Source organism: Mycobacterium hackensackense (genome assembly GCF_025822555.1).
GTDB classification, from domain to species: domain Bacteria; phylum Actinomycetota; class Actinomycetes; order Mycobacteriales; family Mycobacteriaceae; genus Mycobacterium; species Mycobacterium fluoranthenivorans.
In genome coordinates this window covers 155,592-170,471 of sequence record NZ_JACKUC010000030.1, presented here as the reverse complement: position 1 = coordinate 170,471, position 14,880 = coordinate 155,592, and the positions used below count along the sequence as shown (strand labels likewise).

The window sequence follows — 14,880 nt, the reverse complement described above, 5'->3', positions numbered from 1 at the left end:
CCGCGACCGCTGCTGCTTCGGTAGCCCACGCCAAGCGCGCCCTGCTCTCCCGTCATCACATCGTCGCCCCGTCGCTGAAGGTCGCCGACGCGGCCGCGGCGGCCGTCTTCGGGGCGGCGCGTCAGCGCGGCCCGATCGCCCGCGACGCCATCGCCCGGGTCACCGGCCTGAGTATCGCCACGGTGAACCGCCAGGTCACGGCCCTGCTCGACGCCGGCGTGCTGCGTGAGCGTGCCGACCTCGCCGTCTCCGGCGCGATCGGCCGGCCGCGGGTGCCGGTCGAGGTCAACCACGAACCGTTCCTCACACTGGGCCTGCACATCGGTGCCCGCACCACCAGCATCGTCGCGACCGATCTGTTCGGCCGCACGCTCGACGTCGTCGAGACGCCCACGCCGCGCGGCGCGCAGAACGCCGCGCTGGCCTCGCTGGCCGGCAGCGCCCGGCGCTACCTGAGCCGTTGGCACCGCAGGCGCCCGCTGTGGGTCGGCGTCGCCAGCGGTGGCGTGGTCGACAGCGTGTCGGGCTACCTCGACCACCCGCGGCTGGGCTGGTCGGAAGCACCCGTCGGCCCCGTGCTGGCCGAGACGCTGGGCCTGCCGGTGTCGGTGGCCTCACACGTCGACGCGATGGCCGGTGCCGAACTACTGCTCGGCGTGCGCCGGCCGGGCACCCAGACCGGAACCAGCCTCTATGTCTACGCGCGCGAGACCGTCGGCTACGCGCTGTCGATCGGCGGCCGGGTGCACTCACCCGCCAGCGGCCCCGGCACCATTGCCGCACTGCCAGTGCACTCCGAATTGCTCGGCGGCACAGGACAACTGGAGTCGACCGTCAGCGACGAAGCGGTGCTGACGGCGGCCCGCGCGCAGCGCATCATCCCGGCCGAAGGGCCGGCGTCGACGCTGACCGCCGTGTTGCGCGCCGCGCGCGCAGGTCATGACGGCGCCCGCGCCCTGCTCGCCGAACGTGCCCGCGTGCTGGGTGAGGCCGTGGCGCTGCTGCGCGACATGCTCAACCCGGACGACCTGGTGGTCGGCGGGCAGGCCTTCACCGAATACCCGGAGGGCATGGAGGTGCTGGAACGGGCCTTTACCGCGCGCTCGGTCCTGCCCGCGCGCGATATCCGGGTGACCGCCTTCGGCAACCGGGTCCAGGAGGCCGGTGCGGGCGTGGTGTCCCTCGGCGGGCTCTACGCCGATCCGATCGCCGCGATGCGCCGGGCCCAGCTGCGCCGCGGCGAGCTCGTGACGCCCGGGGTGTAGACATGTCAGTGTGCGTCCTTCAAGCGATCTGAGCACCGCAGGTCCGTCGGCCAAACGAGTGGCGGTGCTGTCGGTGCACACCTCACCGCTGGCCCAACCGGGCACCGGGGATGCCGGCGGGATGAACGTCTACGTGCTGCAGACCGCCCTGGAGATGGCGCGGCGCGGTGTCGAGGTGGAGATCTTCACCCGGGCCACCTCGTCGACGGACGAACCCGTCGTGCGGGTGGCCCCCGGGGTGCTGGTGCGCAACGTGGTCGCCGGACCGTTCGAAGGTCTGGACAAGACGGATCTGCCGACGCAGCTGTGCGCGTTCACCGCCGGAGTGCTGCGGGCCGAGGCCAACCACGAACCCGGCTACTACGACATCGTGCACTCGCACTATTGGCTGTCCGGGCAGGTCGGCTGGCTCGCCAGGGATCGCTGGGCCGTGCCGCTGGTGCACACCGCGCACACGCTGGCCGCGGTGAAGAATGCGGCGCTGGCGCGCGGGGACGTCCCCGAGCCGGCGATGCGGGCGATCGGCGAACAACAGGTGGTCGACGAGGCTGACCGTCTCATCGTCAACACCGAAATCGAAGCACAACAACTGGTTTCGTTGCATCACGCGGATCGGGCGCAGATCGACGTCGTGCACCCCGGCGTCGATCTCGGCGTCTTCACCCCGGGGGACAAGGCCGCCGCGCGGGCCGCGGTCGGGCTGGACCCGGCCGAACGGATCGTGGCGTTCGTGGGCCGGATCCAGCCGTTGAAGGCGCCCGACGTGCTGCTGCGTGCGGCGGCGAAGGTGGCGGAGGGCAGGAGCGAAGCGACCGGGGAATGTGGACGCCTGCGCGTGGTGGTGGCCGGCGGGCCGTCCGGATCCGGTCTGGCGACGCCCGACGGTTTGATCCGGCTGGCCGACGAACTCGGCATCGCCGACCGGGTGACCTTCCTGCCGCCGCAATCCCGCGAACAGCTCGTCGATGTCTACCGGGCGGCCGACGTGGTCGCGGTGCCGAGCTATTCCGAATCCTTCGGGCTGGTCGCGGTCGAGGCGCAGGCCTGCGGCACGCCGGTGGTGGCCGCGGCGGTCGGCGGTCTGCCCGTGGTGGTCCGTGACGGTGTCACCGGCACGCTGGTCGACGGGCACGACCCGCAGGACTGGGCAACCGCCATCGACGCACTGTTGGCAGGCGGGCCGGAGCGGATGCGGGCCGCCGCGATCGCCCATGCCGCCACATTCTCGTGGGCGCATTCCGTCGACGCCCTGCTGGCCAGTTATGGGCGGGCGATCGGCGACTACCGCGCGCGGCACCCGCGCCGCGATGCGACGGCACGGCGCAGCGGCCGGCGGTTCACGATGCGCAGGGGGGTGCGGGCATGACCGAAGTCGAGCGCGCGCGAGGACCGGAGCGAGTGGGAGACGAGTATTGAGTAGCGTGCAACAGCTCATCGAGGCGACGCTGCAGGAGCACGAGCTCGAATACACCCACCACAAGGGCAGCCACGGTGGGCTGCCCGGCCTGGTGGTCGCGCTGCCGGGCGAACGGCGGCTCAAGACGAACACCATCCTGAGCATCGGTGAGCACTCGGTGCGGGTCGAGGCGTTCGTCTGCCGCAAGCCGGACGAGAACTTCGAAGCCGTGTACCGGTTCCTGCTCAAGCGCAACCGCCGCCTCTACGGCGTGGCCTACACCCTGGACAACCTCGGCGATATCTACCTGGTGGGCCGGATGGCACTGGAATCCGTCAGCGCCGATGAGCTCGACCGGGTGCTGGGTCAGGTCCTCGAAGCCGTCGACTCGGACTTCAACACCTTGCTGGAGTTGGGTTTTCGCTCGTCCATCGAGAAGGAATGGGAATGGCGGGTGGCCCGCGGCGAGTCCCTGAAGAATCTGCAGGCTTTCGCTCATCTCATCGACGACGACGGTGACTGACGCGCTGTGACAGGATGAGCGCCATGGCGAACCTGATCCTGCTGCGCCACGGCGAGAGCCAGTGGAACGAGAAGAACCTGTTCACCGGATGGGTCGATGTCGACCTCACCGACAAGGGCCGTGCCCAGGCGGTACGTGGCGGCGAGCTCCTCGCCGAACAGGGCGTGCTGCCGGATGTGCTGTACACCTCGCTGCTGCGCCGGGCCATCATCACCGCCAACCTCGCGCTGGAGGCCGCCGACCGGCTCTGGATCCCCGTGCACCGCGACTGGCGCCTCAACGAGCGGCACTACGGCGCATTGCAGGGTCTGGACAAGGCCGAGACGCTGGCCAAGTACGGCGAAGAGCAGTTCATGGCCTGGCGGCGCAGCTACGACACGCCGCCGCCGCCCATCGAGAAGGGCAGCGAGTTCAGCCAGGATGCCGACCCGCGCTACGCCGATATCGGCGGCGGCCCGCTGACCGAATGCCTGGCCGATGTGGTGGCCCGGTTCGTCCCGTACTACGAACAGGCCATCGTGCCCGACCTCAAGGCCGGTAAGACCGTGCTGATCGTCGCGCACGGTAATTCACTTCGCGCCCTGGTCAAGTACCTGGACGGGATGTCCGACGCCGATATCGTCAGCCTGAACATCCCGACCGGCATCCCGCTGCTCTACGAGCTGGACGCGGACCTCAAGCCGACGGTCGCGGGCGGTCGATACCTGGACCCGGAGGCGGCCGCGGCGGGTGCCGCCGCGGTGGCTGCACAGGGTGCCAAGAAGTAATCCGGCAAATAGCCGGTTAACTCAGGTGAACGCGGGCCGAACTCCTGTGTTTGCCTATGTGACTTGTCCCGATTTGGCCTCACGCTGCTGGGATGACGTTCACCGGATGCGTACGATTTCCGCGTGAGTGTGGCCTCCGTGCTGCTGTTGACGGCAGCCGTGTCGCTGCTCGCGCTCGGAGTCGGCGTGGCGGCGGGCGCCGTCATCTCCCGGGTGCGGCAGCAGCGACGAGCGCGTCGTGATGCGGAGCAGGGCGGCATCACCGTCTCGCAGATGCTCAGTCACGTGGTGGGGCTTTCGCCGATGGGGATCGTCGTGGTCGACGCGTTCCGCGATGTCGTCTACATGAACGAGCAGGCGGCCGAACTGGGCCTGGTACGTGACCGGCTGCTCGACGAGCGCGCCTGGCAGGCCGTGCAACGCTGCCTGTCCAGCGGCGACGATGTCGATATCGACCTCTCGCCCCGTAAACGCACCCCCACGGGACGATCCGGCCTGTCGGTCCGTGGTCACGTGCGTCTGCTCACCGAGGAAGATCGGCGCTTCGCCGTCGTGTTCGTCGGCGATCAGTCCGAGCAGGCGCGGATGGAGGCGACCCGGCGAGACTTCGTCGCCAACGTCAGCCATGAACTCAAGACCCCGGTGGGTGCCATGGGGGTGCTCGCCGAGGCGCTGCTGGCGTCCGCCGACGACCCCGAGACCGTGCGCCGGTTCGCCGACAAGATGCTCGTCGAATCCCACCGGCTGGCCAGCATGGTGGGCGAACTGATCGAACTGTCCCGGCTGCAGGGCGCCGAACCCCTGCCCGACCTGGAGGTCGTCGAAGTCGACACCGTCGTCTCGGAGGCGCTGTCCCGGCACAAGGTGTCCGCCGATATGGCCGATATCGCCATCACCACCGACGCGCCGACCGGTTACCGCGTCCTGGGCGACCAGGGTCTGCTGGTGACCGCCATCGCGAACCTGGTGTCGAACGCGATCGCGTACTCCCCGCACGGCTCGGGTGTGTCGATCAGCCGGCGCAGGCGCGGTAACGATATCGAGATCGCCGTCACCGATCGCGGTATCGGCATCGCCCGCGCCGATCAGGAGCGGGTCTTCGAACGGTTCTTCCGGGTGGACAAGGCGCGATCGCGGGCCACCGGAGGCACCGGTCTGGGGCTGGCGATCGTCAAGCATGTCGCCGCCAACCACAACGGCACCATCCGGCTGTGGAGTCAGCCGGGCACCGGCTCGACGTTCACCCTGTCGATTCCCGCATACCCCGACACCGACGACGACTCGTACGAACGAGACGACCGAGAGGATTAGCAATACCGATGACCAGTGTCCTGATCGTAGAAGACGAAGAATCCCTGGCCGATCCGTTGGCCTTTCTGCTGCGCAAGGAGGGGTTCGAGGCCACGGTGGTGTCCGACGGCCCGTCGGCTCTGGCGGAGTTCGAGCGGGTGGGCGCGGATATCGTCCTGCTGGACCTGATGCTGCCGGGGATGAGTGGCACCGATGTCTGTAAGCAGCTGCGCTCCCGGTCCAGCGTGCCGGTCATCATGGTGACCGCGCGGGACAGTGAGATCGACAAGGTGGTCGGGCTCGAGCTGGGTGCCGACGATTACGTCACCAAGCCGTACTCGGCCCGTGAGCTCATCGCCCGCATCCGCGCGGTGCTGCGGCGCGGTGCCGACAACGAAGAGGCCGGGTCCGGTGACGGTGTGCTGGAGGCGGGCCCCGTCCGGATGGACGTGGAGCGCCATGTGGTCAGCGTGAACGGTGAGGCGATCACGCTTCCGCTCAAGGAGTTCGACCTGCTGGAGTACCTGATGCGCAACAGTGGCCGGGTGCTGACCCGTGGCCAGCTGATCGACCGGGTCTGGGGTGCGGACTACGTCGGTGACACCAAGACCCTCGATGTGCACGTGAAGCGGCTGCGCAGCAAGATCGAGGCCGACCCGGCGAACCCGGTGCACCTGGTGACGGTGCGTGGGCTGGGCTACAAGCTCGAAGGGTAACCGGTCCAGCAAAGTGTGGACCGGCCGCGGGGCTACTCCGCGGCGCGGGTCGCGGGGTGCACCGCGATGAGCCCGAGCATGCCCCGCCGCTTGCACATGGCGGCGAGTTCCGCGTACGCCTTCTCGCCCAGCAGTTCGGTGAGTTCGGGGGCGTAGGACTGCCACACCGGTCGGGCCCCGACATGTGCCGCGGGATCGCCGGTGCAGTACCAGTGCAGGTCGGCGCCGCCTTCGCCCCAGCCCCGCCGGTCGTACTCGGTGATCGTGGTCTTGAGGATGTCGGTGCCGTCCGGCCGGGTCACCCATTCCTGGGTGCGCCGGATCGGCAGCTGCCAGCAAACCTCCGGCTTCATCGTCAGCGGTTCCACACCCAGCTTCAGCGCCTTGCTGTGCAACGCGCAACCGATACCACCGGCGAAGCCGGGACGATTCAGGAAGATGCAGGCGCCCTTGTACTTGCGGGTGCGCAGATTGGGTTTGCCGTCGTACTCGTCCATTTCCAGGTAGCCCTTACGGCCCAGACCTTTGTCCCGGAACTGCCAGTCGTCGTCGGTGAGGGTCTTCACCGCGTCGTCGAGACCGGCCCGGTCGTCGTCATCGGACAGGAACGCCCCGTGCGAGCAGCAACCGTCGTCGGGCCGGCCGGCCACCGTGCCCTGGCATGCCGGGGTGCCGAAGACGCAGGTCCATCGCGACAGCAGCCATGTCAGGTCCGCGGCGATGACGTGTTGGGGATTGTCGGGGTCGAAGAACTCCACCCATTCGCGGGCAAAGTCGAGTTCGACTTCGCCTCCCAAACCGCCGACGTGCGATGTGCTCACGGAAGTAAACGGTAAACCCACTAACGTGGTCCGCGTGCGATTGGGCGTGCTGGACGTAGGCAGCAATACGGTTCACCTGTTGGTGGTGGATGCGCGCCGTGGCGGGCACCCCACGCCGATGAGTTCCACCAAGGCGGCATTGCGGCTTGCCGAGTCGATCGACTCGTCGGGCAAGCTGACCCGTAAGGGCGCGGACAAGCTGGTGGACACCGTCACCGAGTTCGCGAGCATCGCCACCAGCTCCGGCTGCGCCGAGCTGATGGCCTTCGCCACCTCGGCGGTTCGGGATGCCACCAACTCCGAGGACGTGCTGGCCCGGGTGCAGACCGAAGCCGGGGTGTCGCTGCGGGTGCTCAGCGGCGTCGACGAGTCCCGGCTGACCTTCCTGGCGGTGCGCCGCTGGTACGGCTGGAGTGCGGGCCGGATCATCAACATCGATATCGGCGGGGGCTCACTGGAGTTGTCCACCGGCGTGGACGAAGAGCCCGAGGTGGCGCTGTCCCTTCCGCTGGGCGCCGGACGGCTGACCCGGGAGTGGCTGGCCGACGATCCACCGGGCCGGCGCAAGGTTGCGGCGCTGCGCGACTGGCTGGCCACCGAGATGTCGGAGGCCGGGTCGACGATCCAGGCGGCGGGCAGCCCCGACCTGGCCGTCGCCACGTCGAAAACGTTCCGTTCGCTGGCGCGACTGACCGGTGCGGCGCCGTCCGCGGCGGGGCCGCGGGCCAAACGTACGTTGACCGCGGCGGGATTGCGGCAGCTCATAGCGTTCATCTCTAGGATGACAACGGCCGACCGAGCCGAGCTTGAGGGGGTGAGTGCCGAACGGGCGCCACAGATCGTGGCCGGCGCGCTGGTAGCTGAGGCGAGTATGCGCGCGCTGGGTATCGAGACGGTGGAGATCTGTCCCTGGGCGTTGCGAGAAGGGTTGATTCTGCGGAAACTCGACAGTGAGGCCGACGGCACAGCCTTGGTGGAGACCGCATTGTCACCAGCGTCAGGATCGGTATCCCGCGCTTCCCGGCCCAAAGGCAACACACGATGACTGAACCGAACGACACCACCAGCACCCGCCCCATCTCGGTGGCGGAGCTGCTGGCCAAGAATGGCAGCATCGGCGCTCCGTCGCCGGGCGGCCGCCGGCGTCGACGCCGCGGCAATGCCGATGCCGTCACGGTTGCCGAGCTCACCGGTGAGATCCCGATCGTCAACTTCCGGACCGATGAGCACCAGGCGATCGACGCCGAGCAGGAGGCGATCGACGCGGACGTCGCGGCCGAGGCGCAGTCCGCGCTCGAACAACCCCAGGTCACCGAGGACACAACCGAGGACACAGCGGGGGACATAGCGGGGGCTCCCGCAACTCCCGAGACGGCAGAGACGGCCGAAGAGGCCGAGGGCGCAGAAGAGCCCGTCGAGCCGCACGAGGAAGCTCCGGAAAAAGCGGCCGAAGCCGACTACGAGGCGCACGTGCAGCAGCGCGACGCCGAGTTCGAGCCGCTGGTGTTCGATCCGCGAGCCCATCGAACCCACCACGGCCTGCGGCGATCCGCGGCGCTGCCCGCGGGCGGGGCCGAGGAGATGAGCCCGGATCCGCTGATCGACGACGAGGATGTCGCGGTCGAGTCCCGCGCCGACACCGACGCCACGGCCGCGCTGCCGTCCTACCTGCGCTCGTCGGCGGACACGCTCTTCGGCGGGGACACCGTCGCCGACGATGTGGCCCGCCGGCCGCGGACCCCGGGGCCGGAGAACATCGATCTGGACGGGCCCGACGGAGCCGCGACGCTGGCGGATACGGCCGTCGTCACCGGCGACCTCGACGAGGATCTGGACGAGGAACCGGCCAAGGCCCGATCGCCGTTCCTGAGCGGGCTGTGGATCGTCGCGCAGAGCATCTTCGCCGTGGCGTTCGGCGCCGGTTTGTTCGTGGCCTTCGACCAGCTGTGGAAGTGGAACAACATCGTCGCTCTGGTGCTGTCCGTTCTGGTCATCCTCGGTCTGGTGGTCGGTGTGCGCGTGGTGCGCAGGACCGAGGACATCGCCAGCACGCTGATCGCGGTGGCGGTCGGGGCATTGGTGACGCTCGGACCGCTGGCCCTGCTCCAGTCCACCTGACCGGATTCCAGAAGACACAGTGCGCCCTGCCATCAAGGTCGGTCTTTCGACTGCCTCGGTGTACCCGTTGCGGACCGAGGCGGCCTTCGACTACGCCGCACGCCTGGGTTACGACGGCGTCGAGCTGATGGTGTGGGCCGAGCCGGTCAGCCAAGATATCGACGCCATCGCTGCGCTGTCGAAGCGATACGGCATCCCGGTGCTGTCCGTGCACGCCCCCTGCCTGTTGATCTCGCAGCGTGTGTGGGGGGCCAACCCGATCTCCAAACTGGAACGCAGCGTGCGGTCCGCCGAGCAGCTGGGCGCCCAGACCGTGGTGGTACATCCGCCCTTCCGTTGGCAGCGCCGGTACGCGGAAGGCTTCTCCGAGCAGGTCGCGGAGCTGGAGAGCAGCAGCGATGTGCTGGTCGCCGTGGAGAACATGTTCCCGTTCCGCGCCGACCGGTTCTGGGGCACCGGGGCGCCGTCGATCGAGCGGATGCGCAAACGCGGCGGCCACCCCGGACCCGGCATCTCGGCCTTCGCGCCGTCGTATGACCCCCTCGACGGTGGCCATGCGCACTACACGCTCGACCTGTCGCACAGCGCCACCGCGGGCACCGACGCGGTGGAGATGGCACAGCGGATGGGCATCGGCGGTCAGGGGGGCCTGGCGCATCTGCACCTGTGCGACGGCAGCGGCGCCTCGACCGACGAGCATCTGGTGCCGGGACGTGGAACCCAGCCGGCGGCGGAGATCTGCCGGATGCTGGCCGCCAGCGATTTCACCGGGCACGTCATCCTTGAGGTCACGACCTCGCAGGCCCGCACCGCCGCCGACCGCGAGGCGCTGCTGGTCGAATCGTTGACCTTCGCCAGGGAGCACCTGCTGCGATGACGGTGTCGTTCAGCGAGGCGATGTCGCTGACGTCGGCGGGTGCCGGCGTGTACCACGGCGTGCTCGACGAGAACTGGACCATCGGGCCCAAGGTGCATGGTGGGGCGATGCTCGCGCTGTGCGCCAATGCGGCGCGGGCGGAGCTCGGCCTCGATACGGGCGTGGAACCGATTGCGGTATCGGGCAATTTTCTCTGGGCCCCGGATCCGGGCCCGCTGCAGGTGCACACCCTGGTGCGCAAGCGGGGGCGCCGGATCAGCCTGGTCGATGTGGAGCTGACACAGGGGGAGCGGGTGGCCGTGCGGGCGGCGATCACCCTCGGTGTGCCCGAACACGCTGTGCCACCGCTGCTTTCGGTGAACCCGGTGGTACCGCTGATGACACCGGAGCCGCCGCCCGGGCTCGAGCCCATCGGGCCGGGACATCCGATGGCCGATATCGTGCATCTCGCCCGGGGCTGTGACATCCGGCCGTCGCTGACGACCATGGCGCCGCGGGCCGACGGTGGACCGCCGGTCATCGAGTACTGGGTGCGGCCCCGGGGTGCGGCGCCGGACGTGCTGTTCGCCCTCCTGTGCGGCGATGTGTCGGCCCCGGTCACCTACGGGGTCAACCGGCGCGGTTGGGCGCCCACGGTGCAGCTGACGGCCTTTGTGCGGGCACTGCCGGCCGACGGCTGGCTGCGGGTGCTGTGCACCACCACCCAGATCGGCCAGGAGTGGTTCGACGAGGACCACATCGTGGTCGACTGCGAAGGCCGCATCGTGGTGCAGACGCGGCAACTCGCGTTGGTGCCCAGCCCGAGCTGACGGGGGCGCCATGTCTTCTGCGCCCCGGCGGGGGCGCCACGTCTTCTACGCCCTGGCGGGCGCCATGTCCTACGCGCCGTGACCGCGGTGCCGTGCAATGCTTTGACCCGTGCCAAGGATTGCAATCATCGGCGGGGGCAGCATCGGCGAAGCGCTGCTCTCGGGTCTGCTGCGAGCCGGCCGCCAGGTCAAGGATCTGGTCGTCGCGGAGAAGTTCCCTGAACGGGCCAAATATCTGGCCGACACCTATTCGGTGCTGGTCACCTCGGTGGCGGACGCCGCCGAGAACGCCACCTACGTGATCGTCGCGGTCAAGCCCGCCGACGTGGACGCGGCCATCGGCGAGATCGCCGGGGCGGTCGCCAAGGCCGATGACAACAGCGAGGAACAGGTCGTCGTGAGTGTCGCGGCGGGCGTCAGCACCTCGTTCTACGAGTCCAAACTGCCGGCGGGTGCGCCGGTGATCCGGGTGATGCCCAACGCGCCGATGGTGGTCGGTGGCGGGGTGAGCGCGCTCTCGCGTGGCCGGTTCGCCACCGACGAGCACCTCAAGGAGGTGTCGGCGATCTTCGACACTGTCGGCGGGGTGCTGACGGTGCCGGAGGTCCAACTCGACGCCGTCACCGCGGTATCGGGATCCGGTCCGGCGTATTTCTTCCTGATGGTCGAGGCCCTCGTCGACGCGGCAGTCGCGTCGGGTCTGTCGCGCGGGGTCGCCACCGATCTGGTGTCACAGACGATGGCGGGCTCGGCAGCGATGCTGCTGGACCGTCTGGACAGCGCACCAGATACCGCATTGGACACCACTGCGGCCCAGTTGCGGGCTATCGTGACCTCACCGGGTGGTACCACCGCGGCTGGGCTGCGCGAACTCGAACGCGGAGGCCTGCGGGCTGCGGTGGCCGACGCGGTCGCAGCTGCGAAAACACGCTCTGAGCAGCTAGGAATTACATCAGAGTAATTCAAGAATTTCGGACGGATTACCCCACACCCGTCGCAATAACCCCAATGGCCACGCTATTCTCCTCGTTGTATGCACGCGTTCGTGCCAACGGTGGGGAAGCCGCTGGAACTGGCCGTGCCTTAAGGATTGGGTAGCGATGACGTCAATGAACGGGCCATCGGCGCGGGATTCGGCTGGCGATGGCCAGCCTAAAGCTCAATTTTTGACCGTTGCCGAGGTGGCCAGCCTGATGCGGGTCAGCAAGATGACGGTCTACCGACTGGTGCACAACGGCGAGTTGCCGGCGGTGCGGGTCGGGCGGTCGTTCCGTGTGCACGCAAAGGCGGTTCACGACCTTCTGGAGACGTCGTACTTCAGCGCAGGCTGAGGTCTCCCTGCCCATCGGGCGGGATGCGTTTTCATCATCACGGGCCTGCCCGGGTAAAGTAACCCGGTCAGTCCTTCATTCGTAGGTAGCGGAGTTCATGGGTTCAGTCATCAAGAAGCGGCGTAAGCGCATGTCGAAGAAGAAGCACCGCAAGCTGCTTCGCCGTACACGGGTTCAGCGCAGAAAACTCGGTAAGTAGCCTTCCAGCTTCTCGGTAGGCTCGCCTGAATGGATAGCCAGGGATCCGGTGATAACCGGGACGCCACCACTGACCGCTCAGACCACCCCAAGGTGGTCCTGGTCACGGGTGCGTGCCGGTTTCTCGGTGGCTACCTGACGGCGCGCCTGGCCCAGAACCCGGCGATCGACCACGTCATCGCGGTCGACGCCATCGCTCCCAGCAAGGATCTGTTGCGCCGGATGGGGCGCGCGGAGTTCGTCCGCGCCGACATCCGGAACCCGTTCATCGCCAAGGTCATCCGAAACGGCAATGTCGACACCGTCGTGCATGCCGCGGCGGCGTCCTATGCACCGCGGGCCGGTGGCCGGGCCACTCTCAAAGAGCTCAACGTGATGGGCGCGATCCAGCTGTTCGCGGCCTGCCAGAAGGCTCCGACCGTGCGGCGGGTGGTGCTCAAGTCCACCTCTGAGGTGTACGGGGCGAGTGCGCGGGATCCGGTGCTGTTCACCGAGGATGGCAGTGCGCGGCGTCCCCTCGGCGAGGGGTTCGCCCGGGACAGCATCGATATCGAGGGGTACGCGCGTGGCCTGGCCAGGCGTCGACCCGATATCGCGCTGACGATCCTGCGGCTGGCGAACATGATCGGCCCGGCGATGGACACCGCGCTGTCGCGGTATCTCGCCGGTCCGGTGGTGCCCTCGGTGCTCGGTCATGACGCACGACTGCAGCTCCTGCACGAGCAGGATGCCCTCGGTGTGCTGGAGCGCGCCACCATGGCGGGCCGGGCCGGCACCTTCAACGTGGGCGGTTCGGGCATCATCATGATGAGCCAGGCGATCCGCCGGTCAGGGCGGGTGGCGCTGCCGGTCCCGCGTTCGGCGCTTCAAGTCGTCGATTCACTGAGGCGCGCAACCAGTTACACTGAGCTCGATCGCGAACAGTTGAACTACTTGAGCTACGGCCGGGTCATGGACACCGCGCGGATGCGCAACGACTTAGGTTACAGCCCCAAGTGGACCACTGTGGAGGCATTCGACGACTACGTGCGTGGCCGTGGATTGACGCCGATCATCGACCCGAAATGGGTACGCTCAATGGAGAGCCGAGCCACTGCAGTCGCGCAGCGATGGGGACGTTAGCGGCGGTCGGGTCTGACACTCCAACAGGGGCGGGGAGAAGGTAACGACGTGGCGGGTGAATCAAAAGCCAAAGTGATTCCGCTGCATTCGAATTCGGGTCGCTCCGCGGCTGCGCAGCGCCGGGCCGCCCAGCGTGCGGACAGCGCCCGCCGCCATCCGTCGCTGCTGACCGATCCGGGTACCCGCGCCTCGGCCGAACAGATCGCCGCGGTCGTGCGGGAGATCGACCAGCATCGCGGCGTCATGCCCGGCGACGAGCAGGACGCTCCCAACGAACTATCCAGAGCCATCACCGCTGTCGCGGATTTCGTCACCAAGCGGATGACCGGCGACTACACCGTCGACGAGTTCGGGTTCGACCCGCATCTGACCAACGCCGTCGTAATGCCTTTACTGCGAGTGTTTTTCAAGTCGTGGTTCCGTGTTGAGGTCAGCGGGATCGAAAACCTTCCGCTCGACGGCGCCGCCCTGATCGTGGCCAACCACGCCGGCGTGCTGCCGTTCGACGGTCTGATGGCCTCGGTCGCCGTCCACGACCATCACCCGCTGCGCCGCGATCTGCGGCTGCTGGCCGCCGACCTGGTGTTCGACCTCCCGGTGGTCGGCCAGGCGGCACGCAAGGCCGGCCACACCGTCGCGTGCGCCTCGGACGCGCACCGGCTGCTGGCCGCCGGTGAACTGACGGCGGTGTTCCCGGAGGGTTTCAAGGGACTCGGCAAGCCGTTCAAGGACCGCTACAAACTGCAGCGGTTCGGCCGCGGCGGATTCGTGTCGGCGGCGCTGCGCGCGCAGGTGCCGATCGTGCCGTGCTCGATCGTCGGTTCCGAGGAGATCTATCCCAAGATCGGCGATATCAAGCTGCTCGCCCGGCTGTTCGGCCTGCCGTACTTCCCGGTGACGCCGTTGTTCCCGCTGGCCGGCCCGCTCGGAGTGGTGCCGCTGCCGTCGAAATGGCATATCCAGTTCGGTGAGCCCATCTCCACCGAGGGCTATGACGAGACGGCCGCCGAGGATCCGATGGTGACCTTCGAACTCACCGACCATGTCCGCGAGACCATCCAGCACACCCTCTACCAGCTGCTGGCCGGCCGCCGGAACACGTTCCTGGGCTGATCAGCCTTTCTGGCCGGCCACCATCTTGGCGATCGCGGCGTCGCGGGCGGCGGCGATCTGCGCGCTCATCTCGTTGGCCTCGTCGATCTGGGCCTCGCCGAGCATCGTGACGATGCTGGTGGCCACGGGCGCGCCGTCGTTATCGGTCACCTCGGCCCGGACCTCGCAGATGACGGTGCCGTGCGACTCGATCACCGAGTCGAGGTAGGAGTCGAACCACAGCTTGTCGCCGACCTTGATGGGACGGTGGAAGATCAGCTTCTGGTCGCGATGCAGCACCCGTTCCAGGTTGACCGGCACGTCGAAGTTCTCGAACAACTCGAGCTGCACCCGCCGCCCGGCCACGGCCAGGAAGGTCAGCGAGGCGACGATGGTGTCGTGGCCCGCTTCGGCCGCGGCTTCCTCGGAATGGTGCGCCGGGTGGAAGTCCTGCACGGCAGTGGCGAACTCCCGGACCTTTTCCCGGCCGACCTCGAAAAAATCGGGGGAGCGGTAGTGGGTTCCGATGATGTTCTCCGCAATGCCCATGGCGGA

General features: G+C 68.2%; 17 protein-coding genes. 15 read left to right on the top strand and 2 right to left on the bottom strand.

All coding sequences use genetic code 11. The features are described from left to right. Nucleotides 1-41 precede the first annotated feature (41 nt). From H7J86_RS10295 to regX, 6 genes are all read left to right on the top strand, one after another. On the top strand, nucleotides 42-1,265 hold the full coding sequence (locus H7J86_RS10295; protein ID WP_235683658.1) for an ROK family protein: 1,224 nt from the start codon (nucleotides 42-44) through the stop codon (nucleotides 1,263-1,265). 10 nt (nucleotides 1,266-1,275) lie between these two features. After that, nucleotides 1,276-2,631, top strand: a complete 1,356-nt coding sequence (gene mshA, locus H7J86_RS10290) for a D-inositol-3-phosphate glycosyltransferase (protein WP_267290811.1) — start codon at nucleotides 1,276-1,278, stop codon at nucleotides 2,629-2,631. Nucleotides 2,632-2,686: 55 nt separating this feature from the next. After that, nucleotides 2,687-3,184, top strand: a complete 498-nt coding sequence (locus H7J86_RS10285; protein WP_372517249.1) for a type III secretion system chaperone family protein — start codon at nucleotides 2,687-2,689, stop codon at nucleotides 3,182-3,184. A 14-nt stretch (nucleotides 3,185-3,198) separates the two neighbouring features. Continuing rightward, the gene (locus H7J86_RS10280; RefSeq protein WP_267290809.1) at nucleotides 3,199-3,951 is read left to right on the top strand and encodes a phosphoglyceromutase; all 753 of its coding nucleotides are present in this window, start codon (nucleotides 3,199-3,201) and stop codon (nucleotides 3,949-3,951) included. A 123-nt stretch (nucleotides 3,952-4,074) separates the two neighbouring features. Then, on the top strand, nucleotides 4,075-5,262 hold the full coding sequence (locus H7J86_RS10275) for a sensor histidine kinase (protein ID WP_267290807.1): 1,188 nt from the start codon (nucleotides 4,075-4,077) through the stop codon (nucleotides 5,260-5,262). A gap of 8 nt (nucleotides 5,263-5,270) precedes the next feature. Further along, entirely contained in the window at nucleotides 5,271-5,957 is a 687-nt protein-coding gene (gene regX, locus H7J86_RS10270; RefSeq protein WP_090360358.1) for a two-component sensory transduction protein RegX, read from the top strand. 32 nt (nucleotides 5,958-5,989) lie between these two features. Here the strand turns inward: regX and H7J86_RS10265 are convergent, their stop codons facing one another. Further along, entirely contained in the window at nucleotides 5,990-6,799 is an 810-nt protein-coding gene (locus H7J86_RS10265; RefSeq protein ID WP_170847348.1) for a DUF3109 family protein, read from the bottom strand. 13 nt (nucleotides 6,800-6,812) lie between these two features. On the opposite strand from H7J86_RS10265, the gene H7J86_RS10260 reads away from it, so the two are divergent. The 9 genes from H7J86_RS10260 to H7J86_RS10220 all read left to right on the top strand — a co-directional run bounded on the left by H7J86_RS10260 (nucleotide 6,813) and on the right by H7J86_RS10220 (nucleotide 14,346). After that, nucleotides 6,813-7,823, top strand: a complete 1,011-nt coding sequence (locus tag H7J86_RS10260) for a Ppx/GppA family phosphatase (RefSeq protein ID WP_167156558.1) — start codon at nucleotides 6,813-6,815, stop codon at nucleotides 7,821-7,823. Further along, a complete protein-coding gene (locus H7J86_RS10255; RefSeq protein WP_267290805.1) occupies nucleotides 7,820-8,896 on the top strand; it encodes an Rv0497 family membrane protein in 1,077 nt (358 codons plus the stop codon). Before H7J86_RS10260 ends, H7J86_RS10255 begins: the two co-directional genes overlap by 4 nt. A gap of 19 nt (nucleotides 8,897-8,915) precedes the next feature. Beyond that, nucleotides 8,916-9,773 (top strand): sugar phosphate isomerase/epimerase family protein, encoded by an 858-nt coding sequence (locus tag H7J86_RS10250; RefSeq protein WP_267290803.1) that lies wholly within the window; start codon nucleotides 8,916-8,918, stop codon nucleotides 9,771-9,773. Then, nucleotides 9,770-10,582: a thioesterase family protein gene (locus H7J86_RS10245; RefSeq protein ID WP_267290801.1), complete on the top strand. Its 813-nt coding sequence runs from the start codon at nucleotides 9,770-9,772 to the stop codon at nucleotides 10,580-10,582. The genes H7J86_RS10250 and H7J86_RS10245 overlap by 4 nt, the downstream gene beginning before the upstream one ends. Before the next feature lie 109 nt (nucleotides 10,583-10,691). Further along, a complete protein-coding gene (gene proC / locus H7J86_RS10240; RefSeq protein ID WP_090360344.1) occupies nucleotides 10,692-11,543 on the top strand; it encodes a pyrroline-5-carboxylate reductase in 852 nt (283 codons plus the stop codon). 139 nt (nucleotides 11,544-11,682) lie between these two features. After that, on the top strand, nucleotides 11,683-11,913 hold the full coding sequence (locus tag H7J86_RS10235) for a cell division/environmental response transcriptional regulator (protein ID WP_167156567.1): 231 nt from the start codon (nucleotides 11,683-11,685) through the stop codon (nucleotides 11,911-11,913). Between the two features lie 97 nt (nucleotides 11,914-12,010). Beyond that, the gene (locus tag H7J86_RS10230; RefSeq protein WP_003402602.1) at nucleotides 12,011-12,112 is read left to right on the top strand and encodes a 30S ribosomal protein bS22; all 102 of its coding nucleotides are present in this window, start codon (nucleotides 12,011-12,013) and stop codon (nucleotides 12,110-12,112) included. A gap of 29 nt (nucleotides 12,113-12,141) precedes the next feature. Further along, entirely contained in the window at nucleotides 12,142-13,233 is a 1,092-nt protein-coding gene (locus H7J86_RS10225) for an SDR family oxidoreductase (RefSeq protein WP_170847346.1), read from the top strand. 12 nt (nucleotides 13,234-13,245) lie between these two features. Then, a complete protein-coding gene (locus H7J86_RS10220) occupies nucleotides 13,246-14,346 on the top strand; it encodes a lysophospholipid acyltransferase family protein (protein ID WP_372517299.1) in 1,101 nt (366 codons plus the stop codon). Here H7J86_RS10220 and H7J86_RS10215 read toward each other — a convergent pair whose 3' ends face one another. After that, nucleotides 14,347-14,874, bottom strand: coding sequence for an FAS1-like dehydratase domain-containing protein (locus H7J86_RS10215; RefSeq protein WP_090360337.1), 528 nt, complete (start codon nucleotides 14,872-14,874; stop codon nucleotides 14,347-14,349). It abuts the gene before it with no gap. Nucleotides 14,875-14,880: the final 6 nt, after the last annotated feature.

What these genes read in the sequence shown, in the direction of transcription:
- H7J86_RS10280 (WP_267290809.1), top strand. Translation starts at nt 3,199, where the DNA reads ATGAGCGCCATGGCGAACCTGATCCTGCTGCGCCACGGCGAGAGCCAG.
- regX (WP_090360358.1), top strand. Translation starts at nt 5,271, where the DNA reads ATGACCAGTGTCCTGATCGTAGAAGACGAAGAATCCCTGGCCGATCCG.
- H7J86_RS10255 (WP_267290805.1), top strand. Translation starts at nt 7,820, where the DNA reads ATGACTGAACCGAACGACACCACCAGCACCCGCCCCATCTCGGTGGCG.
- H7J86_RS10245 (WP_267290801.1), top strand. Translation starts at nt 9,770, where the DNA reads ATGACGGTGTCGTTCAGCGAGGCGATGTCGCTGACGTCGGCGGGTGCC.
- H7J86_RS10235 (WP_167156567.1), top strand. Translation starts at nt 11,683, where the DNA reads ATGACGTCAATGAACGGGCCATCGGCGCGGGATTCGGCTGGCGATGGC.
- H7J86_RS10230 (WP_003402602.1), top strand. Translation starts at nt 12,011, where the DNA reads ATGGGTTCAGTCATCAAGAAGCGGCGTAAGCGCATGTCGAAGAAGAAG.
- H7J86_RS10225 (WP_170847346.1), top strand. Translation starts at nt 12,142, where the DNA reads ATGGATAGCCAGGGATCCGGTGATAACCGGGACGCCACCACTGACCGC.
- H7J86_RS10215 (WP_090360337.1), bottom strand. Translation starts at nt 14,874, where the DNA reads ATGGGCATTGCGGAGAACATCATCGGAACCCACTACCGCTCCCCCGAT.